At 32.0% G+C, this 20,862-nt stretch carries 39 protein-coding genes; all 39 read left to right on the top strand.

Annotated features, from left to right (window positions below):
• The coding region (locus tag GOQ29_RS15020; RefSeq protein ID WP_484477042.1) for an EF-Tu C-terminal domain-related protein at positions 1-67 on the top strand (67 nt) is incomplete at its 5' end.
• Positions 68-384: 317 nt separating this feature from the next.
• Positions 385-708 (top strand): 30S ribosomal protein S10, encoded by a 324-nt coding sequence (gene rpsJ, locus GOQ29_RS07970; RefSeq protein ID WP_203372127.1) that lies wholly within the window; start codon positions 385-387, stop codon positions 706-708.
• Positions 709-826: 118 nt separating this feature from the next.
• Positions 827-1,459 (top strand): 50S ribosomal protein L3, encoded by a 633-nt coding sequence (rplC, locus tag GOQ29_RS07965; protein ID WP_213018395.1) that lies wholly within the window; start codon positions 827-829, stop codon positions 1,457-1,459.
• A 24-nt stretch (positions 1,460-1,483) separates the two neighbouring features.
• A complete protein-coding gene (rplD, locus tag GOQ29_RS07960; protein ID WP_203372125.1) occupies positions 1,484-2,107 on the top strand; it encodes a 50S ribosomal protein L4 in 624 nt (207 codons plus the stop codon).
• Positions 2,107-2,397: a 50S ribosomal protein L23 gene (gene rplW, locus GOQ29_RS07955; protein WP_203372124.1), complete on the top strand. Its 291-nt coding sequence runs from the start codon at positions 2,107-2,109 to the stop codon at positions 2,395-2,397. The genes rplD and rplW overlap by 1 nt, the downstream gene beginning before the upstream one ends.
• 30 nt (positions 2,398-2,427) lie before the next feature.
• On the top strand, positions 2,428-3,258 hold the full coding sequence (rplB, locus tag GOQ29_RS07950; RefSeq protein ID WP_203372123.1) for a 50S ribosomal protein L2: 831 nt from the start codon (positions 2,428-2,430) through the stop codon (positions 3,256-3,258).
• A 40-nt stretch (positions 3,259-3,298) separates the two neighbouring features.
• The gene (gene rpsS, locus GOQ29_RS07945; RefSeq protein ID WP_203372122.1) at positions 3,299-3,580 is read left to right on the top strand and encodes a 30S ribosomal protein S19; all 282 of its coding nucleotides are present in this window, start codon (positions 3,299-3,301) and stop codon (positions 3,578-3,580) included.
• Between the two features lie 34 nt (positions 3,581-3,614).
• Positions 3,615-3,950: a 50S ribosomal protein L22 gene (rplV, locus tag GOQ29_RS07940; protein WP_203372121.1), complete on the top strand. Its 336-nt coding sequence runs from the start codon at positions 3,615-3,617 to the stop codon at positions 3,948-3,950.
• A 17-nt stretch (positions 3,951-3,967) separates the two neighbouring features.
• Positions 3,968-4,633 (top strand): 30S ribosomal protein S3, encoded by a 666-nt coding sequence (rpsC, locus tag GOQ29_RS07935; RefSeq protein WP_203372120.1) that lies wholly within the window; start codon positions 3,968-3,970, stop codon positions 4,631-4,633.
• Positions 4,634-4,662: 29 nt separating this feature from the next.
• Positions 4,663-5,094: a 50S ribosomal protein L16 gene (gene rplP, locus GOQ29_RS07930; RefSeq protein WP_203372119.1), complete on the top strand. Its 432-nt coding sequence runs from the start codon at positions 4,663-4,665 to the stop codon at positions 5,092-5,094.
• Positions 5,084-5,287, top strand: coding sequence for a 50S ribosomal protein L29 (gene rpmC, locus GOQ29_RS07925; protein ID WP_203372118.1), 204 nt, complete (start codon positions 5,084-5,086; stop codon positions 5,285-5,287). Before rplP ends, rpmC begins: the two co-directional genes overlap by 11 nt.
• 26 nt (positions 5,288-5,313) lie before the next feature.
• Positions 5,314-5,568: a 30S ribosomal protein S17 gene (gene rpsQ / locus GOQ29_RS07920; RefSeq protein WP_203372117.1), complete on the top strand. Its 255-nt coding sequence runs from the start codon at positions 5,314-5,316 to the stop codon at positions 5,566-5,568.
• 29 nt (positions 5,569-5,597) lie between these two features.
• On the top strand, positions 5,598-5,966 hold the full coding sequence (gene rplN, locus GOQ29_RS07915; RefSeq protein ID WP_203372116.1) for a 50S ribosomal protein L14: 369 nt from the start codon (positions 5,598-5,600) through the stop codon (positions 5,964-5,966).
• 15 nt (positions 5,967-5,981) lie between these two features.
• Positions 5,982-6,293: a 50S ribosomal protein L24 gene (gene rplX / locus GOQ29_RS07910; RefSeq protein ID WP_203372115.1), complete on the top strand. Its 312-nt coding sequence runs from the start codon at positions 5,982-5,984 to the stop codon at positions 6,291-6,293.
• 25 nt (positions 6,294-6,318) lie between these two features.
• Positions 6,319-6,861: a 50S ribosomal protein L5 gene (gene rplE, locus GOQ29_RS07905; RefSeq protein WP_203372114.1), complete on the top strand. Its 543-nt coding sequence runs from the start codon at positions 6,319-6,321 to the stop codon at positions 6,859-6,861.
• A 15-nt stretch (positions 6,862-6,876) separates the two neighbouring features.
• Entirely contained in the window at positions 6,877-7,062 is a 186-nt protein-coding gene (locus GOQ29_RS07900) for a type Z 30S ribosomal protein S14 (RefSeq protein WP_203372113.1), read from the top strand.
• A gap of 32 nt (positions 7,063-7,094) precedes the next feature.
• On the top strand, positions 7,095-7,493 hold the full coding sequence (gene rpsH, locus GOQ29_RS07895) for a 30S ribosomal protein S8 (protein WP_203372112.1): 399 nt from the start codon (positions 7,095-7,097) through the stop codon (positions 7,491-7,493).
• 34 nt (positions 7,494-7,527) lie between these two features.
• A complete protein-coding gene (rplF, locus tag GOQ29_RS07890) occupies positions 7,528-8,067 on the top strand; it encodes a 50S ribosomal protein L6 (protein ID WP_203372111.1) in 540 nt (179 codons plus the stop codon).
• Between the two features lie 20 nt (positions 8,068-8,087).
• Positions 8,088-8,456, top strand: a complete 369-nt coding sequence (gene rplR / locus GOQ29_RS07885; protein WP_203372110.1) for a 50S ribosomal protein L18 — start codon at positions 8,088-8,090, stop codon at positions 8,454-8,456.
• 18 nt (positions 8,457-8,474) lie between these two features.
• Positions 8,475-8,981, top strand: coding sequence for a 30S ribosomal protein S5 (gene rpsE, locus GOQ29_RS07880; protein ID WP_203372109.1), 507 nt, complete (start codon positions 8,475-8,477; stop codon positions 8,979-8,981).
• Positions 8,982-8,993: 12 nt separating this feature from the next.
• Positions 8,994-9,170: a 50S ribosomal protein L30 gene (rpmD, locus tag GOQ29_RS07875; protein WP_203372108.1), complete on the top strand. Its 177-nt coding sequence runs from the start codon at positions 8,994-8,996 to the stop codon at positions 9,168-9,170.
• Between the two features lie 21 nt (positions 9,171-9,191).
• Positions 9,192-9,635 carry a 50S ribosomal protein L15 gene (gene rplO / locus GOQ29_RS07870; protein WP_203372107.1) on the top strand — a complete coding sequence of 148 codons (444 nt, stop codon included), beginning with the start codon at positions 9,192-9,194 and terminating at the stop codon, positions 9,633-9,635.
• Between the two features lies 1 nt (position 9,636).
• Positions 9,637-10,911 (top strand): preprotein translocase subunit SecY, encoded by a 1,275-nt coding sequence (gene secY / locus GOQ29_RS07865; RefSeq protein WP_203372106.1) that lies wholly within the window; start codon positions 9,637-9,639, stop codon positions 10,909-10,911.
• Positions 10,912-10,936: 25 nt separating this feature from the next.
• On the top strand, positions 10,937-11,587 hold the full coding sequence (locus GOQ29_RS07860; protein WP_203372105.1) for an adenylate kinase: 651 nt from the start codon (positions 10,937-10,939) through the stop codon (positions 11,585-11,587).
• Entirely contained in the window at positions 11,587-12,333 is a 747-nt protein-coding gene (gene map / locus GOQ29_RS07855) for a type I methionyl aminopeptidase (protein ID WP_203372104.1), read from the top strand. The genes GOQ29_RS07860 and map overlap by 1 nt, the downstream gene beginning before the upstream one ends.
• A gap of 11 nt (positions 12,334-12,344) precedes the next feature.
• On the top strand, positions 12,345-12,617 hold the full coding sequence (locus GOQ29_RS07850) for a KOW domain-containing RNA-binding protein (protein WP_203372103.1): 273 nt from the start codon (positions 12,345-12,347) through the stop codon (positions 12,615-12,617).
• A gap of 38 nt (positions 12,618-12,655) precedes the next feature.
• The gene (gene infA / locus GOQ29_RS07845) at positions 12,656-12,874 is read left to right on the top strand and encodes a translation initiation factor IF-1 (RefSeq protein WP_203372102.1); all 219 of its coding nucleotides are present in this window, start codon (positions 12,656-12,658) and stop codon (positions 12,872-12,874) included.
• Positions 12,875-12,889: 15 nt separating this feature from the next.
• On the top strand, positions 12,890-13,003 hold the full coding sequence (gene rpmJ / locus GOQ29_RS07840; protein ID WP_203372101.1) for a 50S ribosomal protein L36: 114 nt from the start codon (positions 12,890-12,892) through the stop codon (positions 13,001-13,003).
• A 121-nt stretch (positions 13,004-13,124) separates the two neighbouring features.
• The gene (gene rpsM, locus GOQ29_RS07835; protein ID WP_203372100.1) at positions 13,125-13,493 is read left to right on the top strand and encodes a 30S ribosomal protein S13; all 369 of its coding nucleotides are present in this window, start codon (positions 13,125-13,127) and stop codon (positions 13,491-13,493) included.
• Positions 13,494-13,508: 15 nt separating this feature from the next.
• The gene (gene rpsK / locus GOQ29_RS07830) at positions 13,509-13,907 is read left to right on the top strand and encodes a 30S ribosomal protein S11 (protein WP_203372099.1); all 399 of its coding nucleotides are present in this window, start codon (positions 13,509-13,511) and stop codon (positions 13,905-13,907) included.
• A gap of 32 nt (positions 13,908-13,939) precedes the next feature.
• The gene (rpsD, locus tag GOQ29_RS07825; RefSeq protein WP_203372098.1) at positions 13,940-14,563 is read left to right on the top strand and encodes a 30S ribosomal protein S4; all 624 of its coding nucleotides are present in this window, start codon (positions 13,940-13,942) and stop codon (positions 14,561-14,563) included.
• A gap of 60 nt (positions 14,564-14,623) precedes the next feature.
• A complete protein-coding gene (locus tag GOQ29_RS07820) occupies positions 14,624-15,571 on the top strand; it encodes a DNA-directed RNA polymerase subunit alpha (protein ID WP_203372097.1) in 948 nt (315 codons plus the stop codon).
• 31 nt (positions 15,572-15,602) lie between these two features.
• Complete coding sequence (rplQ, locus tag GOQ29_RS07815) at positions 15,603-15,944, top strand: 50S ribosomal protein L17 (protein ID WP_203372096.1); 342 nt, start codon at positions 15,603-15,605, stop codon at positions 15,942-15,944.
• 180 nt (positions 15,945-16,124) lie between these two features.
• Entirely contained in the window at positions 16,125-16,943 is an 819-nt protein-coding gene (locus GOQ29_RS07810) for an energy-coupling factor transporter ATPase (protein WP_484477070.1), read from the top strand.
• Positions 16,940-17,803 carry an energy-coupling factor transporter ATPase gene (locus tag GOQ29_RS07805; RefSeq protein ID WP_203372094.1) on the top strand — a complete coding sequence of 288 codons (864 nt, stop codon included), beginning with the start codon at positions 16,940-16,942 and terminating at the stop codon, positions 17,801-17,803. The genes GOQ29_RS07810 and GOQ29_RS07805 overlap by 4 nt, the downstream gene beginning before the upstream one ends.
• Entirely contained in the window at positions 17,796-18,596 is an 801-nt protein-coding gene (locus GOQ29_RS07800; RefSeq protein ID WP_203372093.1) for an energy-coupling factor transporter transmembrane component T family protein, read from the top strand. The genes GOQ29_RS07805 and GOQ29_RS07800 overlap by 8 nt, the downstream gene beginning before the upstream one ends.
• 65 nt (positions 18,597-18,661) lie before the next feature.
• On the top strand, positions 18,662-19,393 hold the full coding sequence (truA, locus tag GOQ29_RS07795) for a tRNA pseudouridine(38-40) synthase TruA (RefSeq protein WP_203372092.1): 732 nt from the start codon (positions 18,662-18,664) through the stop codon (positions 19,391-19,393).
• A gap of 320 nt (positions 19,394-19,713) precedes the next feature.
• A complete protein-coding gene (locus GOQ29_RS07790; protein WP_203372091.1) occupies positions 19,714-20,085 on the top strand; it encodes a hypothetical protein in 372 nt (123 codons plus the stop codon).
• A gap of 11 nt (positions 20,086-20,096) precedes the next feature.
• A complete protein-coding gene (locus GOQ29_RS07785; RefSeq protein ID WP_203372090.1) occupies positions 20,097-20,765 on the top strand; it encodes an ABC transporter ATP-binding protein in 669 nt (222 codons plus the stop codon).
• Positions 20,766-20,862 lie beyond the last annotated feature (97 nt).

Raw genomic sequence — 20,862 nt, 5'->3', positions numbered from 1 at the left:
AAGATTCTCTATTCGTGAAGGTGGAAGAACTGTAGGATCTGGAGTAGTTACTGAGATAATAGAGTAGTATTGACATAATGAAATTAAAAGAAGGGGAGACCCTTCTTTTAATTTCATATTAAAAAATTATAAAAAATTCAAATAAACCCTTGTGTTTTAATCAGTTTTAAGTTACAATATTATGGTATGCGATTGACATGCGATGAAGCAAAAGGTAGCTGTGTTGTACAGGAAATTTTTGCTGAGAATGTCCAATTTTCAAATTGGGCGGCAGGCTTTGCTTTGTATCATTTGTCCTTTAAACAATAAAAAACACCCGGATGAGTGTATCGGCAAAACCCTGTCGTATGTAAATAAACATGCGATAGAAGGAGGGAATCGTAAATGGCAAAAAATGCTAGTGGAAAACAAAAAATAAGAATCAGATTGAAGGCTTTTGATCACAAAATTCTAGATGCTTCAGCTGAAAAAATTGTAGAGACTGCAAAGAGAACAGGTGCCAAGGTTTCAGGACCAGTACCATTACCTACAGAAAAACAAGTTATTACAATTTTAAGAGCTGTTCATAAGTATAAGGATTCTAGAGAGCAGTTTGAACAAAGGACTCATAAGAGATTAATCGATATTACAAGTCCAACACCAAACACTGTTGATGCATTGATGAGACTTAATTTACCAGCAGGTGTTGATATCGAAATTAAATTATAATTGAAAGTAATGAGATAAGTTTGCTTATAGATGAAGTTTCATTTAAAAGCAATACACTCTTACTTAGAATGATTGCTTGTAATAGTAATCCGCTGTAAGAAAATAGGAGGTGTATTTGATGAAAGGAATATTAGGTAAGAAAATAGGAATGACACAAATTTTCACAGAAGATGGAAATGTGGTTCCTGTAACTGTAGTGGAAGCTGGACCTATGAATGTAGTGCAAATTAAAACTACAGAAGTTGATGGTTATGATGCTGTCCAAATAGGTTATGATGAAATTAAGGAGAAAAAAGTAAATAAGCCTAAACAAGGACATTTTAATAAGGCTCAAGTTTCGTTCAAAAAACATTTAACAGAATTTAAGGTTGATGGTGAGAATGAATATGAAGTAGGTCAAGAATTAAAGGCTGATATGTTTGAAGTAGGTGATAAAGTTGATGTAAGTGGGATTTCTAAAGGTAAAGGGTTCCAAGGGGTTATAAAGAGACACGGACAATCAAGAGGTCCTGAAACTCATGGTTCTAAATACCATAGAAGACCTGGTTCAATGGGAGGATCATCTGACCCATCAAGAGTATTTAAAGGGAAGAAACTTCCTGGACATATGGGACATAAAAAAGTTACAATACAGAATTTAGAAGTAGTAAAAGTTGATGCAGACAAGAATCTATTATTGGTTAAAGGTGCAATACCTGGACCAAAAGGTGGATTATTAAGAATAAAAGAAAGCGTAAAAGCTTCCAAATAAGTTTCATAGAAGGGAGGATATGAAATGCCTAAAGTAGCTTTATACAATCTATCAGGTGAACAAATTGATGATATTGAATTAAAGGATAGCATATTTGGTGTTGAGGTTAATCAGCATGTATTATATGAAGTTGTTAAAAATCAATTAGCTAACAAAAGACAAGGAACTCAATCAGTTAAGACTAGAGCTGAAGTTAGAGGCGGAGGAAGAAAGCCTTGGAGACAAAAAGGAACAGGTAGAGCTCGTCAGGGAAGTATTAGAGCGCCTCATTGGGTTGGTGGAGGAGTAGCATTTGCACCAAAACCAAGAGACTATAGTTATACTTTACCAAAGAAAGTTAGAAGGTTAGCTATGAAATCTGCTTTAAGTTCAAAAGTTTTAGAAAATGAGTTAATTGTAGTTGATGAACTTAAAATGGAACAACCAAAAACAAAAGAAATGGGAAATATATTAAAGAATTTAAATTCAAGCAAAAAAGCGTTGATAGTTATGGATGAAAAAGATGATAATGTTATAAAATCAGCAAGGAATATTCCTGGAGTATCTACTACATTAGTTAATACTTTAAATGTTTATGACATATTAAATTATGATACATTTATTATAACTAAAGATGCTGCTAAAAAAGTGGAGGAGGTGTATGCATAATGCGTAATCCACACGATATTATAAGAAAACCTATAATTACAGAACAAAGTATGAATGATATGGCTGAAGGTAAATACACCTTTGTAGTGGATAAGAAAGCCAATAAAACTGAAATTAAAACAGCAATAGAAAAGGTATTCGACGTTAAAGTTAGCAAGGTAAACACAATGAATTTTACTGGTAAGCTAAAAAGAATGGGAAGGAATATCGGAAGAAGACCAAGCTGGAAGAAAGCTGTGGTAACATTAACAGAAGATAGTAAAGGAATTGAATTCTTCGAAGGAATGTAATATATAGTAAGTAAGAAGGAGGGAAACGTAATGGGTATTAAAAAGTTCAGACCTACTTCACCAGCCTTAAGACAAATGACCGTTTCTACTTTTGAAGAAATTACAAAGGCAGAGCCTGAAAAGTCACTTCTAGCTCCATTACAAAAGAAGGCCGGAAGAAATGCTCACGGTAAGATAACTACTCGTCATAAAGGCGGCGGAGCTAAAAGAAAATACAGAATAATAGACTTCAAGAGAAATAAAGATGGTGTATCTGGTAAAGTAGCAGCTATAGAGTATGATCCAAATAGATCAGCAAATATTGCATTAATCCATTATGCAGATGGAGAGAAAAGATACATTTTAGCTCCTAATAAATTAAAAGTTGGGGATAAAATAGAATCAGGAGAAGGTGTAGATATTAAGATAGGTAATGCATTGCCACTTAAGTTTATACCAGTAGGTACAACGATTCACAACATAGAACTTAAGGCAGGCAAAGGTGGTCAGTTAGTAAGATCAGCTGGTAATTCAGCTCAATTAACTGCTAAAGAAGGAAATTATGCACAAGTTAAGTTACCATCAGGAGAGGTTAGAATGGTAAGGTTAGAGTGTAGAGCTACAATAGGTCAAGTAGGTAATATTGATCATGAAAATATTACAATAGGTAAAGCTGGTAGAAAGAGACATATGGGAATTAGACCTACAGTAAGAGGTAGTGTTATGAATCCTAACGATCACCCACATGGTGGTGGTGAAGGTAGAGCTCCTATAGGAAGACCATCTCCAGTAACACCTTGGGGTAAACCTACACTTGGTTATAAGACTCGTAAGAAAAATAAAAAGTCTGATAAGTTTATAGTAAGAAAGAGAAAGAAATAATAGCATAGATAGATAATACCAGTTGAAAGGAGGCACTTTAATGGGTAGATCATTAAAGAAAGGACCTTTTGCAGATGATCATTTAATGAAAAAGGTTGAAGAATTAAATGAGAAAAATGAAAAAAAGGTAATAAAGACATGGTCACGTCGTTCAACTATATTTCCTCAAATGATAGGACACACTATAGCAGTATATGATGGTAGAAAACATGTACCCGTATATATTACTGAAGATATGGTTGGCCATAAATTAGGTGAATTTGCACCAACTAGAACATTTAGAGGACATGGAGAAACGGAAAAGAAAACAGCACTTAGATAGTATAGAAGTATTTTGATGTGAGGAGGGAAGTAAAATGGAAGCGAGAGCGATAGCTAAACATGTGCGAATTTCGCCTAGAAAAGTTCAGGTAGTTGCTGATCTAGTGAGGGGAAAAAATGTAGACGAAGCATTGGCTATATTAAAATTTACTCCTAAAAAAGGTGCAGATAAATTAGAAAAAGTATTAAAGTCAGCAGTTGCAAATGCTGAAAATAATTTTGATATGGATAGAGACGATTTATATATATCAGAAGTATATGCAAATCAAGGGCCAACTTTAAAAAGATGGAGACCTAGAGCGCAAGGAAGAGCATTCCAAATTAGAAAAAGAACTAGTCACATTGGTGTAGTAGTTAAAGAAAGAGAATAGGAAAAGGAGGGATATGAATGGGTCAAAAAGTTAATCCACATGGTTTAAGAGTCGGAATTATTAAAGATTGGGACTCAAAGTGGTATGCAGATTCTAAGAACTTTGCCGATTATTTAGTAGAAGATAATAAAATACGTAAATATGTAAAAGAAAAGATGTTTATTTCTGGAATATCTAAAGTGGAAATTGAAAGAGCTGCAAAGAGAGTTAAGCTTAATGTATATACTGCAAAGCCTGGGATGGTTATAGGTAAAGGTGGAGCTGGTGTAGAAGGTTTAAGAAAAGAAATAGAAAAAATGATTGATAAAAAAGTAGTTGTTAATGTAGAAGAAATAAAAGTTCCAGAAATGGATGCCCAATTAGTTGCAGAAAATATTGCATCACAAATTGAAAGAAGGGTATCCTTTAGAAGAGCGATGAAGCAAAGCATTCAAAGAACTATGAGATGTGGTGCTAAAGGTATTAAAACATCTGTAGCAGGAAGATTGAATGGTGCTGATATGGCTAGAACTGAAGGTTATAGCGAGGGAACTATACCTCTACAAACATTAAGAGCCGATATTGATTATGGCTTTGCGGAAGCAGATACAACTTATGGAAAAATTGGAGTTAAAGTTTGGATATATAAAGGAGAAGTTCTTCCTACAAAAGGAGAACAATCAGAGGAGAAACTTAATAAGTAATAAATATCCAGAGGAAGGAGGAATAGGTCATGTTAATGCCTAAAAGAGTAAAGCATCGTAAGACACATAGAGGAAGAATGAAAGGTAAAGCAACTCGAGGCAATACTATATCATATGGAGAATATGGAATTCAGGCTTTAGAAGCAGCGTGGATTACATCAAATCAAATAGAGGCAGCAAGAAGGGCTATGACAAGACATGTCAAAAGAGGAGGAAAGATTTGGATTAAAATCTTCCCTGATAAGCCAGTAACTAAGAAACCTGCTGAGACTCGTATGGGTAAAGGTAAAGGTTCACCAGAATATTGGGTAGCGGTAGTTAAGCCAGGAAGAATAATGTTTGAAATGGCTGGAGTGCCAGAAGAATTAGCTAGAGAGGCTATGAAATTGGCAATGCATAAACTGCCTATTAAGTGTAAATTTGTAACTCGTGATGAGGGTGGTGAAGCTAATGAAAGCTAGTGAACTACGTGATATGACAACTAAAGAATTAAATACAAAGCTAGCTGATTTAAAATCAGAGTTATTTAACTTGAGATTCCAGTTAGCTACTGGACAATTAGATAATCCTATGAGAATAAAAGCAATAAGAAAGGATATTGCAAGAGTTAAGACTGTAACTAGAGAACGCGAACTAAAAGAATCAAAAGCTTAATAGTTCCATGAAAGGAGGGCTAATTAATGGAAAGAGCAAATAGAAAAGTAAGAATAGGTAAAGTATTGAGTGATAAGATGGATAAGACAGTAGTAGTTGGAGTTGAGACATTTATTTCTCACCCGCTTTACGGTAAACAAGTTAAGAAAACAACAAAATTTAAAGCCCATGATGAGAATAATGAATGTAGAATTGGTGACAAGGTGAAAATCATGGAAACTAGACCATTAAGTAAGCAAAAGAGATGGAGATTAGTAGAAATAATGGAAAAAGCAAAATAATCCTTGCATAACTGAAGGGAGGGTAATATATGATTCAAGTTGAATCACGCTTAAAAGTAGCAGATAATTCTGGAGCTAAGGAGTTATTGTGTATAAAAGTTTTAGGTGGTACAAGAAGAAAGTATGCGAAAGTTGGAGATGTAATAGTTGCTTCTGTTAAAACAGCAACACCCGGAGGTGTTGTTAAAAAGGGAGAGGTTGTAAAAGCGGTAGTAGTGAGAACTACAAAAGGTCTAAGAAGAGATGACGGAAGTTACATCAGATTTGATGAGAATGCTGCTGTTATAATCAAAGACGATAAACAGCCAGTAGGAACTCGTATTTTTGGTCCTGTAACAAGAGAGTTAAGAGACGGAAACTTCATGAAAATAATCTCACTAGCACCTGAAGTATTATAAAGGGAGGTGTAACTAATGCATGTAAAAAAAGGAGATACTGTTGTAGTTATAGCAGGTAAAGATAAAGGTAAAAAAGGAAAAATATTAAAAGTGATGCCTAAGAAAGACAGGGTATTAGTAGAAGGTATAAATATGGTTACAAAGCATCAAAAGCCAAATGCCCAAATGCAACAAGGTGGAATAATTCATCAAGAAGGGCCAATTCACGTATCAAATGTTATGATTTGGAGTAAAGCAGATAATAAGGCTGTGAGAGTAGGATATAAGACATTAGAGAACGGTGAAAAAATAAGAATAAGTAAAAAAAGCGGGGAAGCAATCGACTAGAGTTTCTTGAAAGGAGGTCAATTATATGACATCACGTTTAAAAGATAAATACACAAAGGAAGTAATACCAGCCCTTGTGGAGAAGTTTAACTATGAAAATGTAATGGAAGTACCAAAGATAGATAAAATAGTAATCAATATCGGGATGGGTATAGCTAAAGATAATCCTAAGGCTTTAGAAACTGCTATAGAAGAGCTTAAATCAATAACAGGTCAAAGTCCTGTGGTAACAAAAGCTAAGAAATCTGTTTCTAACTTCAAGATTCGTGAAGGTATGCCAGTAGGAGCTAAAGTTACTTTAAGAGGAAACATGATGTATGATTTTTTAGATAAATTAATGAATGTTGCATTACCAAGAGTTAGAGACTTTAGAGGAGTTTCAAAAACTTCTTTTGATGGAAGAGGTAACTATGCTTTAGGTATAAAAGAACAATTAATCTTCCCAGAAATTGATTATGATAAAGTAGATAGAATTAATGGAATGGATATAATCATAGTAACAACAGCTAATAACGATGAGCAAGCTAGAGAATTCTTAGCTCTAATGGGAATGCCCTTTAAAAAATAATAAGGAGGGATTTAAATGGCAAAGAAAGCTATGAAAGTGAAACAACAAAGAAAAGCAAAACATAGTACACAGGCTTATAATAGATGTAGAATATGTGGAAGACCTCATGGTTATTTAAGAAAATTTGGAATATGCCGTATATGTTTTAGAGAATTAGCATATAAAGGAGAAATACCAGGGGTAAAAAAAGCAAGCTGGTAGAGAATAAGTGAGAGTGGAAGGAGGTAGCTCTAATGGCAATGACAGATCCAATTGCAGATATGTTAACGAGAATAAGAAATGCTAACAATGCAAAGCATGAAAATGTAGATATTCCTGCTTCTAACATCAAGAAAGCACTAGCTGAAATACTATTAAATGAGGGTTTCATAAAGGGCTATGATGTAATTGAAGATGGTAAACAAGGAATAATAAGAATTCAACTTAAATATACCAGAGATAATGAAAAAGTTATAACTGGACTTAAAAGAATATCAAAACCGGGACTAAGAGTATATGCTAAAAAAGATGAGATTCCAAGAGTGTTAGGTGGTCTAGGTATATCAATTTTATCTACATCAAAAGGTATATTAACTGATAAGGAAGCTAAAAAGAATGACGTAGGTGGAGAAGTAATCTGCTACGTATGGTAATAGATTATTACTAGATCTATGAGGAGGTGCAATCATGTCAAGAATAGGTCTTAAACCGATTGAGATACCATCAGGTGTTGAGGTTAAATTAGATGACAAAAACTACATGGTAGTTAAAGGACCAAAAGGAAAACTAGAACAACAATTAGATAGAGATATGACTATTGAAATAAAGGGTAATGAAATTACAGTTTCTCGTCCTACTGAGAATAAAAAACATAAATCTATTCATGGACTTACAAGAACATTAATTGACAATATGATCGTAGGTGTTGTTAAAGGATATGAAAAGAGTTTAGAAATAGTTGGAGTTGGTTATCGTGCTGCAAAGCAAGGAAAGAAACTAATTCTTAATTTAGGATTCTCACATCCAGTTGAAATGGAAGACCCAGAAGGGATTGAAACTGAAGTACCATCAAATACTAAGGTGATAGTTAAAGGTATAGATAAGCAAAAAGTTGGAAATTATGCAGCAGTTATAAGAGACTTAAGAAAACCTGAACCATATAAAGGCAAAGGTATAAGGTACAAAGGTGAAAGAGTAAGACGTAAAGAAGGTAAAACTGCTAAATAGAGGGAAAGGAGTGAATAAGAGTGCTTAATAAAGTAAGAAAAAATGAAAAAAGAGTAAAAAGACATGGTAGAATGAGAAATAAAGTACATGGAACTCCTGAGAGGCCAAGATTAAATGTCTATAGAAGTTTAAATCATATATATGCTCAAATAATTGATGATATAAATGGTGTTACTTTAATTCAAGCATCCACTCTAGATAAAAATTTAAAGGAAAAATTAGATTCTACATCTAATAAAGAAGCAGCAAGAGAAGTAGGAAAACTTGTGGCTGAAAAAGCTAAAGACAAAAATATTGAGTCTGTAGTTTTTGATAGAGGTGGATATATTTATCATGGTAGAGTAAAAGAACTTGCTGAAGGAGCAAGAGAATGTGGACTTAAATTTTAACAAGAAGGAGGGGAATAAATGCAACGTGGACGCATTGATGCTAGTGAATTAGATTTAAAAGAAAAAGTGGTTAATATAAATCGTATAACTAAAGTTGTAAAAGGTGGTAGAAACTTTAGATTTAGTGCATTAGTAGTAGTAGGAGATGAAAATGGTCATGTTGGTGTTGGAATGAGCAAGGCTATAGAAATCCCAGACGCTATAAGAAAAGCAATAGAGGATGCTAAAAAGCACCTTATAGAAGTACCAATCGTTGGTACTACAATACCACATGAAGTTATCGGAAGATTTGGTGCAGGTAATGTTTTACTTAAGCCAGCTCCAGAAGGTACAGGAGTTATAGCTGGTGGACCTGTACGTGATATATTAGAACATGCAGGAGTTAAAGATATAAGAACTAAATCTTTAGGAACAAGTAACCCAAGAAACATGGTAAATGCAGTTATCCAAGGATTAAGTGAACTTAAAACCTCAGAGGAAGTTGCAAGATTAAGAGGAAAATCAATAGAAGAAATTACAGGTTAGGGGGCGAGAACCTTGGCTAAAGTTAAAATAAAGTTAATTAAAAGTAAAATAGGAAAGACTCAAAAACAAAGAAGCACTGTTGAAGCGTTAGGGCTTAAAAAGATAGGGCAAGTTGTAGAGCATGAAGATAATGCACAGATAAGAGGTATGATAAACAGAGTAAACCATATGGTTGAAATTGTTGAGTAATTAATGTAAGGAGGTGCGACTATGAAGCTACATGAGTTAAGACCTAATAAAGGTGGAAGCACTAAACCTCGTAAGAGACTTGGTAGAGGTACAGCTACAGGACAAGGTAAAACATCAGGTAGAGGAGAAAATGGACAAAATTCTCGTTCTGGTGGTGGTGTAAGACCAGGATTTGAAGGTGGTCAAATGCCAATCTACAGAAGGTTACCAAAAAGAGGTTTCACTAATATATTTGCTAAAGAATATACTATAATAAATTTAAAAGATTTAAATAGATTCGAAGATGGAACAGAGGTAACTCCAGAATTATTAAAAGAAACTGGAGTTATTAAAAAGATACAAGATGGCGTTAAAGTCTTAGGAAATGGTGAGTTAAATAAAAAACTAACTATTAAAGCCCATAAGTTCAGTAAATCAGCTACTGAAAAAATTGAGGCTGTAGGGGGAAAGGTAGAGGTGATTTAAATTGTTATCAACTCTCAAAAATGCATGGAAAATTCCAGATTTAAGAAAAAAAATATTATTTACTGTATTAATGCTAGGTATATTTAGATTAGGTTCAAATATACCAATACCATTTATTAATAAAGATATAATTAAACAACTATTTGAAGGCAGTGGTGGAGGAGTATTAGAATTATTTAATATGATGAGTGGAGGGGCATTTGGACAAATGACGATCTTTGCTCTAAATATTTATCCTTATATTACTGCATCAATTGTAATTCAGTTATTGACTATTGTAATACCTCGACTTGAAGCATTAGCTAAAGAAGGGGAAGCAGGGAAGAAGAAAATAGCACAATATACTAGATATTTAACAGTAGTATTTGCTTTAGTTCAAGCAATAGGTATAAGTGTTGGATTATTCCAAGAAGCTATAATTGGCTCAGGATTTTTACCTATAGCAGTAGTAGTAATAACAATTACAGCAGGAACAGCTTTCTTAATGTGGTTAGGAGAGCAAATTACAGAAAATGGTATAGGTAATGGAATATCCTTAATAATTTTTACAGGTATTATATCTAGAATACCTTCAGGAATATATAATGCATTAAACCTTTGGTTAAAAGCTAAAACAGTTAGTTTAATAGAATTAATTCTATTTGTAATTGTAGCTGTTGTAGTTATAGCAGGTGTTGTAGCAATTCAAGAAGGACAGAGAAAAATTCCCGTTCAATATGCTAAAAGAGTAGTAGGAAGAAAAATGTATGGTGGGCAAAGTACACATATACCTATAAAGGTATTGATGGCTGGAGTTATTCCTGTTATCTTTGCATCATCGCTATTAGCATTTCCACAAACATTAGCATTTTTCTTTGAAAGTTGGGCAGCTGGTATATCTAAGTGGCTTTCACCACACGGAAGCCCTGGAGTATGGATTTACTCAATTTTAAGTGTAATATTGATAATTTTCTTCACTTATTTTTATACAGCTATTCAATTTAATCCAGTTGAGTATGCAAATAATTTAAAACAAAATGGAGGTTTTATACCTGGTATTAGACCTGGAAGACCTACATCAGAATATTTAAACAGGGTTATTACAAGAATCACATTAGTTGGAGCAGTGGCATTAGCTTTAATAGCTACATTACCAACAATTATATCTTCATTTGGTAATTTAAATATAGGTTTTGGAGGAACAGCCTTATTAATTGTAGTTGGTGTTGCTTTAGAAACAGTTAAACAAATGGAGTCACAAATGATGATGAGACACTATAAAGGATTCTTAAAATAGATAACTCCAGAAGGAGATGATTTGTTTGAGACTTATATTATTAGGACCACCTGGAGCTGGGAAAGGAACCCAAGCTTCAGGTATAATGAATAAATATAATGTACCCCATATTTCAACTGGAGATATTTTCAGAAAAAACATAAAAGAGGGTACAGAGTTAGGTAAAAAAGCAAAAGAATACATGGATCAAGGTTTATTAGTTCCTGATGAATTAGTTGTTAACCTAGTTAAGGATAGATTAACTGAAGATGATTGTAAAAAAGGCTTCTTACTTGATGGATTTCCAAGAACAGTAGCCCAAGCTGAAGCTTTAGATATTGAATTAAATAATCTTGGTTGGTCTCTAGATAAGATTATTAATATAGAGGTATCTAAAGATATTTTAGTAGAAAGAGCTGTAGGACGAAGAATTTGTAAAAATTGTGGAGCTACTTATCATGTAAAATTCAATCCACCTAAAATATCAGGTGAATGTGATGTGTGTGGAGGACAATTGTATCAACGAGATGATGATAATGAGGAGACAGTAGCTAAAAGGATAGATGTATATCAAAATCAAACAGCTCCTCTTATAAATTATTATAAGGAGAAGGCTATATTAGCTAATATTGATGGCTATAATGATATAAATAAAGTGTTTGATGATATAGTAGAAGTTCTTGGGAGTGAAAATTAATGATCATCTTGAAAAGTAGTAGAGAAATCGAAAAGATGAAAAGAGCAGGTAAACTTGTAGCAGAAACTCATGAATATATAAGAGAGTTAATAAGACCTGGAATTACTACAAAAGAACTAGATGAAGCAGCATATGAGTTTATAACAAAATATAATAGTAAACCAGCTTTCAAAGGTTATCATGGATTTCCAGGTAGTATTTGTGCTTCTATTAATAATGAAGTAGTTCATGGGATACCAGGATTAAAAAAATTAAATGATGGCGATATTATAAGTATAGATATCGGTACTATAGTTGATGGCTATTATGGAGACGCCGCTAGAACACATGGGGTGGGGGATATTAGTGAAAAAGCTGATAACTTAATTAAAGTAACTAGAGATAGTTTCTTCGAAGGTATTAAATATGCTAAAGAAGGTCATAGGCTTTCAGATATATCCCATGCCATACAAAAGCATGTTGAATCTAATGGTTTTTCAGTTGTAAGAGATTATGTGGGCCATGGAATTGGTCAACAAATGCATGAAGATCCACAAATTCCTCACTTTGGACCACCAGGAAAGGGTCCAAGATTGAGAAAGGGAATGGTTCTTGCAATTGAGCCTATGGTAAACGAAGGAACTTTTAAAGTAAAAGTTCTAGAAGATGATTGGACAGTAGTGACTTTAGATAATAAATTATCTGCCCATTATGAAAATACTATAGTTATCACTGATGGAGAACCAGAGATTTTAACAATTGTCTAGAGGTGAATAATATGGAAACTACTGAAAAAATTAAGATTGGACAGATTGTAAAATCTATTGCAGGTAGAGATAGCGGTAAAAAATTTATTATAATAGATATTTTAGATGATAAGTATGTATTAATAGTAGATGGAGATTTAAGAAGATTAGATAATCCAAAGAAGAAAAAAATAAAACATTTAATGCCTACAAAAGCAGTTTTAGATGAAATAAAAAATAAGATTGAAGCTAAAGAAAAATTTAACAATGCTTATGTTAGAAAATTATTGGCTTCTTTTAATTAAAGAGAATTAATGCCAGGAAATGGAGGTTATATAACCTTATGTCCAAAAAAGATGTTATTGAAGTAGAAGGTACTGTTGTTGAAACTCTACCAAACGCAATGTTTAAAGTAGAGTTAGAGAATGGTCATGAAATATTAGCACATATTTCAGGTAAATTAAGAATGAATTTCATAAGAATACTTCCAGGAGATAAAGTTACTGTTGAATTGTCACCATATGACTTATCAAGAGGAAGAATTACGTGGCGAAAGAAGTAACAAGGAGGGATTACAATGAAAGTAAGACCATCAGTTAAAAAGATGTGCGAAAAATGCCAAATTATAAAGAGAAAAGGTAAAGTAATGGTTATATGCGAAAACCCTAAGCATAAACAAAAACAAGGTTAATATTTAACCTAGTTTTATTTGGGATTTTGTAGTATAATATTTATTTAATTAATAAATTAGAGCGCGGCTGCTTTATGTTAATATATAATTGTAGACACAGGTTTAGGAGGTGTAAACTTAAATGGCCAGAATTGCGGGTATAGATTTACCAAGAGATAAAAGAGTAGAAATAGGGTTAACTTATATCTATGGTATAGGAAGATCTAAATCAAATTCAATACTAGAAACAACTGGAATTAATCCAGACACAAGAGTTAAAGATTTAACTGAAGAAGAAATAAGTAAATTGAGAAATGAAATAGATAATGTAATGGTTGAAGGTGACCTTAGAAGAGAAACAGCTATGAATATTAAAAGACTTAAAGAAATTGGTAGTTATAGAGGAATGAGACATAGAAGAGGTTTACCAGTAAGAGGACAGAATACTAAGAATAATGCAAGAACTAGAAAAGGTCCTAAGAAACTAGCAAGTAAGAAGAAAAAGAAATAAAGGAGGGACTCATAAGTGGCTAAAAAGACTGTAAAAAGAGGTCGTGTAAAAAGAAGACAACGTAAAAATATAGAGAGGGGCCAAGCCCATATTCAGTCAACTTTTAACAATACTATAGTTACATTAACTGACATGCAAGGTAATTCCATATCATGGGCAAGTTCTGGTCAGCTTGGCTTTAGAGGGTCTAAAAAGTCAACTCCATATGCAGCTCAAATGGCAGCAGAAGAAGCAGCTAAGAATGCTATGGAACATGGATTAAAGACTGTAGAAGTATATGTAAAAGGACCTGGATCAGGTAGAGAGGCTGCAATCAGATCATTACAGGCTACTGGATTAGAGGTAACATTGATTAAGGATGTTACTCCTATACCACACAACGGTTGTAGACCACCTAAACGTAGAAGGGTATAATATAAATAGGTAGATACAGGAGGTGCAAAAGTATGGCAAGATATACAGGACCAGTTTGTAGACAATGTCGTAGGGAGGGTTTAAAACTTTACCTAAAAGGTGATAAATGTTTTACAGACAAATGTTCAGTTTCAAAAAGAAACTATGCTCCTGGAGAGCACGGACAAGGTAGAAGTAAATTATCAAACTATGGAGTTCAATTAAGAGAGAGACAAAAAGTACGCAGATACTATGGAGTTTCAGAGAAGCAATTTGTTAAGTATTTTGACATGGCTGATAAAATGGAAGGTATTACTGGTGAAAACTTCTTGAAAATATTAGAAACTAGATTAGACAATGTTATATTTAGATTGGGCTTGGCTTCATCAAGAGCTGAAGCAAGACAATTGGTAAATCATGGACATTTCATGGTGAATGGAAGAAAAGTTGATATTCCATCTTATTTAATAAGTACTGGTGATGTTATTGAAGTTAAAGAGAAAAGCATAAAATCACCAAAATTTAAGGAATTAGTAGAAGGACATCAGGGCAATGTACCACAATGGTTAGACATTGATTCAGAGAATTTAAAAGGTAAAGTTGTTGCTGAACCTTCAAGAGAAGATATAGAACTTCCAATTGAAGAGCACTTAATAGTAGAGTGGTATTCTAAATAATAATAATTAGAATTGGTTGCCCTCAGAATAGATAAAAAACTGATAGGGAGGGTTAAGTTAATGATAGAGATAGAAAAGCCAAAAATAGAAGTAGTTGAAATTAGTGAGGATAACACCTATGGTAAATTTGTTATAGAACCCTTAGAAAGAGGATATGCAACAACTTTAGGTAACTCACTTAGAAGAATTTTACTTTCTTCACTTCCAGGTGCTGCTGTTTCCTCTGTACAGATACAAGGAGTATTACATGAATTTTCTACAATCCCTGGAGTAGTGGAAGATGTAACAGAAATAGCACTTAATATTAAAGATATAGCAGCTATTATGCATACAGATGAGCCTGTAAAATTGGTTATAGATGTAGAAGGTGAAGGTAAAGTAACTGCTGGTGATATTCAAACTGGTGGAGATGTAGAAATATTAAATAAAGATTTACACATAGCAACTTTAGATAAAGGGGCTAGTCTTTACATGGAGCTTATTATGGAGAAAGGTAGAGGATATGTTCCTGCAGAAAGAAATAAAAAAGAAGATTCATCAATAGGAACATTACCTATAGATTCTATATATACTCCAGTAAAAAAAGTGAATTTCAGTACAGAAAATACTAGGGTAGGGCAAGTAACGGATTATGGGAAACTTACTCTAGAAGTATGGACTGATGGAACAATAAAACCTGATGAGGCAGTTTCACTAGGTGCTAAAATATTTAGTGAACATCTAAATCTATTCATAACTCTTACTGATGATGTAAGTGATGTAGAAATTATGGTAGAGAAAGAAGAAGATAAGAAAGAAAAAGTTTTAGAAATGACTATTGAAGAACTTGATCTTTCAGTTAGATCTTATAATTGTCTTAAGAGAGCAGGTATAAATACTGTTGAAGAATTAACAGATAAGTCAGAAGAAGATATGATGAAAGTGAGAAATTTAGGTAAAAAATCACTTGAAGAAGTTGAACATAAATTAATAGATTTAGGATTAGGACTAAAGAAATCAGAAGAATAGAAATAACTCTAGCCCAAAGGAGGGATACGAGATGGCTAAACTAAGAAAGCTTGGACGTACTACTGATCATAGAAAGGCTATGTTAAGAAATTTAGTAACAAGTCTTTTAAGAGAAAGTAGAATTGAAACTACAGTATCAAAGGCCAAAGAAACAAGAAGAATGGCGGAAAAGATGATTACTCTTGGGAAAAGAGGCGACCTACATGCTAGACGTCAAGCAATGGCATTTATATATGATGAAACAGTAGTAAAGGATTTATTTGAAGAGATTGCGCCAAAGTATGAAGATAGAAATGGTGGCTATACAAGAATCATGAAATTAGGACCTCGTAAAGGCGATGGTTCAGAAATGGTTATAATAGAATTAATATAGATAATTAAAGGGATTAAGTATATACTTAATCCCTTTAATTATTTTATTTAGAATAAATTTTATAAATATTTGAATTGGATATGTTACTATGCTAAAATTAAATAGGTGAGAAAAAAGGAGTAATAACAAGAATATAAGAGTTTTAGTTGATAGAGAGGATAAAGTAAAATGAATAATGTAATGATAAAGATTGATAATTTAACATATGAATACACTAATAATGAAAATCAGACAAATATTGCATTAGATAATGTTAGCCTAGAAATAGAAAAAGGTGAATTTGTAGTAGTATTGGGACATAATGGTTCAGGAAAATCCACATTAGCTAAGCATATAAATGCTTTATTATTACCTAGTAAAGGACATATTTATGTAAATGGAATGGATACACAGAGTGAAGACAAACTCTGGGATATTAGACAGACAGCAGGTATGGTATTTCAAAATCCTGATAATCAATTGGTAGCTACAATAGTAGAAGAGGATGTAGCCTTTGGACCAGAAAATCAAGGGATAGAACCAAAAGAGATACGAAAAAGGGTTGATAGAGCATTAGAAATAGTAGAAATGACTAAGTATAAAGAGCATGCACCACATTTATTATCGGGTGGTCAAAAACAAAGGATTGCTATTGCTGGAGTACTAGCCATGAATCCAGAATGTGTAATATTTGATGAACCAACTGCAATGCTTGATCCATCAGGTAGAATAGAAGTAATGAATACTATAAAGAAACTGAATAAAGAAGAAGGAAAAACTATAGTTCATATAACACATTATATGGATGAGGCAGTGGATGCAGATAGAATTATAGTTATGGAAGAAGGTAAAATTGTATTACAAGGTTCACCAAAAGAAGTATTTAGTCAAGTAGAAAAAATGAAGGAATATGGATTAGATATTCCTCAAGTTACTGAGTTATCTTATAAACTAAGAAATGAAGGTATAGAAATACCTTCAGATATATTAACTGTGGAAGAAATGGTGAGATTAATATGAAAATAAAAATTGAAGGGTTAAATCATATATATAGTGCAGGAAGCCCATTTGAAATAAAAGCTTTAGATGATGTAAATTTGGAAATAGATAAAGGAGAATTTGTTGGATTAATAGGACATACAGGTTCAGGTAAATCTACATTGGTACAACATTTAAATGGGCTATTAAAAGCCACATCTGGGAAAATTTTTATAGGAGATACTGAAATAACAAAAAAGGATATTAAATTAAAAACTGTAAGACAGAAAGTAGGATTGGTTTTTCAATATCCTGAACATCAATTATTTGAAGAAACCATATATAAAGATATAGCCTTTGGACCTAAAAATTTAGGTTTAAAAGATGAAGAAGTAGATGAAAGAGTAAAGGAGTCTATGAATTTAGTTGGTTTAGATTATAATAGTGTTAAGGATAGATCTCCCTTTGAGTTAAGTGGAGGGCAGCGAAGAAGAGTTGCCATAGCAGGAGTATTAGCTATGAAACCAGAAATATTAATATTAGATGAACCTACTGCTGGATTGGACCCTAGAGGTAGAGATGAGATATTAGGTCAAATTAAAAGCTTATATGACAAAAACAGTATAACAATAATATTAGTTTCTCATAGCATGGAAGATATAGCTAAGCTTGTGAATAAACTTATAGTTATGCATAAGGGAAAAGTTAATATGCAAGGACATCCTAGAGAGATATTTAAAAGAGTGGATGAATTGGAGAAAATAGGATTAGGAATTCCACAGATAACATACTTGATGAGAGAATTAAGCAATAGGGGTAAAAATATAAAAAGTGATGTGTTAACAGTGGATGAAGCTAAAAATGAACTACTAAAATATTTAAGGAGTAATGACAATGCTTAAAAATATAACTATAGGACAATACTTTCCTGGGAATACTATTATTCATAAATTAGACCCTAGGATAAAAATATTGATAACTTTAATATTTATAATAGCTTTATTTTTTGTAGATAGTTTTACTCCCTATCTATTTGTGATTGCTTTTATATTTATATCTATTGTATTATCAAAAGTACCATTAAAATATATTCTTAAAGGACTTAAACCTCTATTTATAATTATATTAATAACGTTTTTTATTAATGCTATACTTACACCAGGAAAATTGATTTTTAATATTGGACCTATAAGTATCACTGAAGAAGGGTTAAGACAGGCAACATTTATGGCTCTAAGACTTGTATTTCTTGTAGTAGGTACTTCGTTATTAACATTAACTACTTCACCTATAGCATTAACTGATGGCATAGAAAAATTACTTAATCCTTTTAGAAAAGTAGGATTACCAGCTCATGAACTTGCCATGATGATGACAATTGCCTTGAGATTTATTCCCACTTTATTAGAGGAAACAGACAAAATAATGAAGGCTCAAATGGCAAGAGGGGCAGATTTTGAAAGCGGTAATATAATGAATAGAGCAAAGAGTTTAGTACCATTATTAGTTCCCTTGTTTATAAGTGCATTTAGAAGAGCAGATGAATTAGCTATGGCAATGGAAGCTAGATGTTATAGAGGTGGAGATAATAGGACTAGAATGAAGGTATTATCATTAGAAAAAAGAGATTATCTATCTTTAGGTATTTCATTGTTAATGTTTGCTATAATAATATTTTTTAGATATTTCATATAGATTTTGAGAAAATACCGGGGATATTAATATTCTCCGGTATAATTATTTTCTAAGGAAGTGTTAGAATGAGAAATATTAAATTGATAATAGAATATAATGGGAAGAATTATAAGGGATGGCAAAGACAACCTTCAGAAATTACAGTTCAAGAAGTTATAGAGGAAGCAATATATAAAATAACAAAAGAAAAAGTTGACTTAAATGGGTCTGGGAGAACAGATGGTGGAGTACATGCATTAGGACAGGTTGCTAATTTTTATACTAATTCAAATATATCTGGTAATAATTTAAGAAATGCATTGAATACTGTACTTCCAAAAGATGTAGCAATTGTGGAATCAAAAGAAGTAGATATTGAATTTCATGCAAGGTATCATTCTAAAGGAAAGAAATATAAATATATAATATATCATGATAAAATAAGGAGTCCATTATATAGTGATTATTCATATCATGTTCCTTATGAATTAGATATGAATAAGATAATTGAAAGTATTAATAAACTTATAGGTACATATGATTTTACTTCATTTACATCTAAGAAAACAGATAAAGAAAATAAAGTTAGAACTATATACGATATTAGTATAGAACAGAAGGGAAAAATAATTGAAATAACATATTCGGGAAATGGTTTTTTATATAATATGATAAGAGCAATTACAGGAACATTAATAGATATTGGAAGAGGTAAGATTAAAGAAGATATTCTAGATATTTTGAAGGCTAAAGATAGAAACAGGGCAGGTATTACAGCACCAAGTCATGCATTGTATTTAATGGAAGTTTACTATTAAGAATTATGTGATATAAAAGATTTATCATATATTAAGATGTTTGATAATTTTACTAAAATATTATACTATACAATTATTAGGTATAGTACTAAAAAATAACATATAAATGATTTAATGATATGTTTTTTAAGGATGAGGGGACGAGGCGAAATGAAATATAAAAAAATGATTCCTTTTATATTGATACTTATATGTATATTACTTTTAATAATTTATGAGAATTACTTTCAATTTATACAAAATGCACTTGTGTTAGAAAGCAACAATCTATTTTCGTCTCATCACATCCTTTTTCTGTTATTGGATTACCTGAATTTTCATTGAGATATGGTGAAATAGTTTCAGTTATTAATGAGAATAAAAATTTATTGTATATTAGTATGATTTTACTTTTGATATTAGTTGTATTTATTCAGCATGGAATAGCAAGGATAATACTAACTCGAAGAATAGATGTGTATAAAACTTATAGATTAATTGGTTATTATTCGGATAGAAAAATTTATATGCGTGATATTGGTATTCCTTATCCTCTTGCTTTTATTTTTGCTAATATTATATTAATAGTTTGTCTTCAAAAAGTTTCTTTTTCAGCTTTGTTGTTTACTTTATTTGCAACATTATTTATATTTATAGTTTCCTATTTATCTTGTAAGAAGATATTTATTGAAACAACAGAGAAAGTTATGTAAGGAGGAGTATTATGATTTATTTATCCGGTATAACTAAAAAATTTAAATATTCTAAGGGAAATAGTTGCCAAGTATTTTTAGATGCAAATTTTGATATGAAAAATTATAATTCTGTTGCACTAATGGGAAGAAGTGGTTCGGGAAAATCTACTTTATTAAGTATAATTGCAGGATTAGATGTAAAGTATTCAGGTGAATATTTTTTTAAAGGAAAATTGTTACCTAAAGATAGAGAAAAAATGTCTAATTATCGCATGAAACATATTGGCATAATAACTCAAGATTATCATTTGCTAACCGACAGAAATATTTTTGATAACATAGCTTTTCCACTTCGTTGCCAAAAGATAAAAGCAAAAGAGATACATAGAAGAGTATTATCTGTAATGGATTTATTAAACTTGACTGAATTTCAAAGAAAATTTCCTAATCAATTATCAGGAGGACAATGTCAACGAATAGCTATTGCAAGAGCTGTTATTAAAAATCCTGATTTAATACTTGCAGATGAACCAACAGGAGCATTAGATGAAGATTCAGAGCAAGAGGTTCTTAAAGCATTATCTTTATTAATGGATAAAAACCAATCTATTATTATCGCAACCCATAGTCAATTGGTGGCTAATTATTGTGATGTGGAATATAAAATTAAAAACCAAAAATTCATACAAGTTCGATAAATGATTTTATTATCTTAATTTGAACTTTATAATCATTCAGAAGTTTAGCACTTAAAGATTTTTCTGGGCGATAGCCCGTTGATTTATAAAGAATATT

This window comes from Anaeromonas gelatinilytica, assembly GCF_016820635.1.
Taxonomy (GTDB): domain Bacteria; phylum Bacillota; class Clostridia; order Tissierellales; family SIT17; genus Anaeromonas; species Anaeromonas gelatinilytica.
The sequence above is the reverse complement of the archived record's forward strand: the minus strand, read 5'-3'. Positions and strand labels throughout refer to the sequence as shown.

Excerpts from the sequence above, each read along its gene's own strand:
- rpsE (WP_203372109.1), top strand. The coding sequence starts at position 8,475 with ATGCAACGTGGACGCATTGATGCTAGTGAATTAGATTTAAAAGAAAAA.
- GOQ29_RS07820 (WP_203372097.1), top strand. The coding sequence starts at position 14,624 with ATGATAGAGATAGAAAAGCCAAAAATAGAAGTAGTTGAAATTAGTGAG.
- rpsM (WP_203372100.1), top strand. The coding sequence starts at position 13,125 with ATGGCCAGAATTGCGGGTATAGATTTACCAAGAGATAAAAGAGTAGAA.
- GOQ29_RS07805 (WP_203372094.1), top strand. The coding sequence starts at position 16,940 with ATGAAAATAAAAATTGAAGGGTTAAATCATATATATAGTGCAGGAAGC.
- rplF (WP_203372111.1), top strand. The coding sequence starts at position 7,528 with ATGTCAAGAATAGGTCTTAAACCGATTGAGATACCATCAGGTGTTGAG.
- rplO (WP_203372107.1), top strand. The coding sequence starts at position 9,192 with ATGAAGCTACATGAGTTAAGACCTAATAAAGGTGGAAGCACTAAACCT.
- rpsD (WP_203372098.1), top strand. The coding sequence starts at position 13,940 with ATGGCAAGATATACAGGACCAGTTTGTAGACAATGTCGTAGGGAGGGT.
- rplX (WP_203372115.1), top strand. The coding sequence starts at position 5,982 with ATGCATGTAAAAAAAGGAGATACTGTTGTAGTTATAGCAGGTAAAGAT.
- rpsH (WP_203372112.1), top strand. The coding sequence starts at position 7,095 with ATGGCAATGACAGATCCAATTGCAGATATGTTAACGAGAATAAGAAAT.
- rpsQ (WP_203372117.1), top strand. The coding sequence starts at position 5,314 with ATGGAAAGAGCAAATAGAAAAGTAAGAATAGGTAAAGTATTGAGTGAT.
- rpsS (WP_203372122.1), top strand. The coding sequence starts at position 3,299 with ATGGGTAGATCATTAAAGAAAGGACCTTTTGCAGATGATCATTTAATG.
- rpsC (WP_203372120.1), top strand. The coding sequence starts at position 3,968 with ATGGGTCAAAAAGTTAATCCACATGGTTTAAGAGTCGGAATTATTAAA.
- rplN (WP_203372116.1), top strand. The coding sequence starts at position 5,598 with ATGATTCAAGTTGAATCACGCTTAAAAGTAGCAGATAATTCTGGAGCT.
- GOQ29_RS07850 (WP_203372103.1), top strand. The coding sequence starts at position 12,345 with ATGGAAACTACTGAAAAAATTAAGATTGGACAGATTGTAAAATCTATT.
- rplV (WP_203372121.1), top strand. The coding sequence starts at position 3,615 with ATGGAAGCGAGAGCGATAGCTAAACATGTGCGAATTTCGCCTAGAAAA.
- rpsJ (WP_203372127.1), top strand. The coding sequence starts at position 385 with ATGGCAAAAAATGCTAGTGGAAAACAAAAAATAAGAATCAGATTGAAG.
- GOQ29_RS07800 (WP_203372093.1), top strand. The coding sequence starts at position 17,796 with ATGCTTAAAAATATAACTATAGGACAATACTTTCCTGGGAATACTATT.
- rplB (WP_203372123.1), top strand. The coding sequence starts at position 2,428 with ATGGGTATTAAAAAGTTCAGACCTACTTCACCAGCCTTAAGACAAATG.
- rpmC (WP_203372118.1), top strand. The coding sequence starts at position 5,084 with ATGAAAGCTAGTGAACTACGTGATATGACAACTAAAGAATTAAATACA.
- rpmJ (WP_203372101.1), top strand. The coding sequence starts at position 12,890 with ATGAAAGTAAGACCATCAGTTAAAAAGATGTGCGAAAAATGCCAAATT.
- rplP (WP_203372119.1), top strand. The coding sequence starts at position 4,663 with ATGTTAATGCCTAAAAGAGTAAAGCATCGTAAGACACATAGAGGAAGA.
- GOQ29_RS07810 (WP_484477070.1), top strand. The coding sequence starts at position 16,125 with ATGATAAAGATTGATAATTTAACATATGAATACACTAATAATGAAAAT.
- rplW (WP_203372124.1), top strand. The coding sequence starts at position 2,107 with ATGCGTAATCCACACGATATTATAAGAAAACCTATAATTACAGAACAA.
- rplC (WP_213018395.1), top strand. The coding sequence starts at position 827 with ATGAAAGGAATATTAGGTAAGAAAATAGGAATGACACAAATTTTCACA.
- truA (WP_203372092.1), top strand. The coding sequence starts at position 18,662 with ATGAGAAATATTAAATTGATAATAGAATATAATGGGAAGAATTATAAG.
- rplE (WP_203372114.1), top strand. The coding sequence starts at position 6,319 with ATGACATCACGTTTAAAAGATAAATACACAAAGGAAGTAATACCAGCC.
- infA (WP_203372102.1), top strand. The coding sequence starts at position 12,656 with ATGTCCAAAAAAGATGTTATTGAAGTAGAAGGTACTGTTGTTGAAACT.
- GOQ29_RS07785 (WP_203372090.1), top strand. The coding sequence starts at position 20,097 with ATGATTTATTTATCCGGTATAACTAAAAAATTTAAATATTCTAAGGGA.
- rplQ (WP_203372096.1), top strand. The coding sequence starts at position 15,603 with ATGGCTAAACTAAGAAAGCTTGGACGTACTACTGATCATAGAAAGGCT.
- map (WP_203372104.1), top strand. The coding sequence starts at position 11,587 with ATGATCATCTTGAAAAGTAGTAGAGAAATCGAAAAGATGAAAAGAGCA.
- rplD (WP_203372125.1), top strand. The coding sequence starts at position 1,484 with ATGCCTAAAGTAGCTTTATACAATCTATCAGGTGAACAAATTGATGAT.
- GOQ29_RS07900 (WP_203372113.1), top strand. The coding sequence starts at position 6,877 with ATGGCAAAGAAAGCTATGAAAGTGAAACAACAAAGAAAAGCAAAACAT.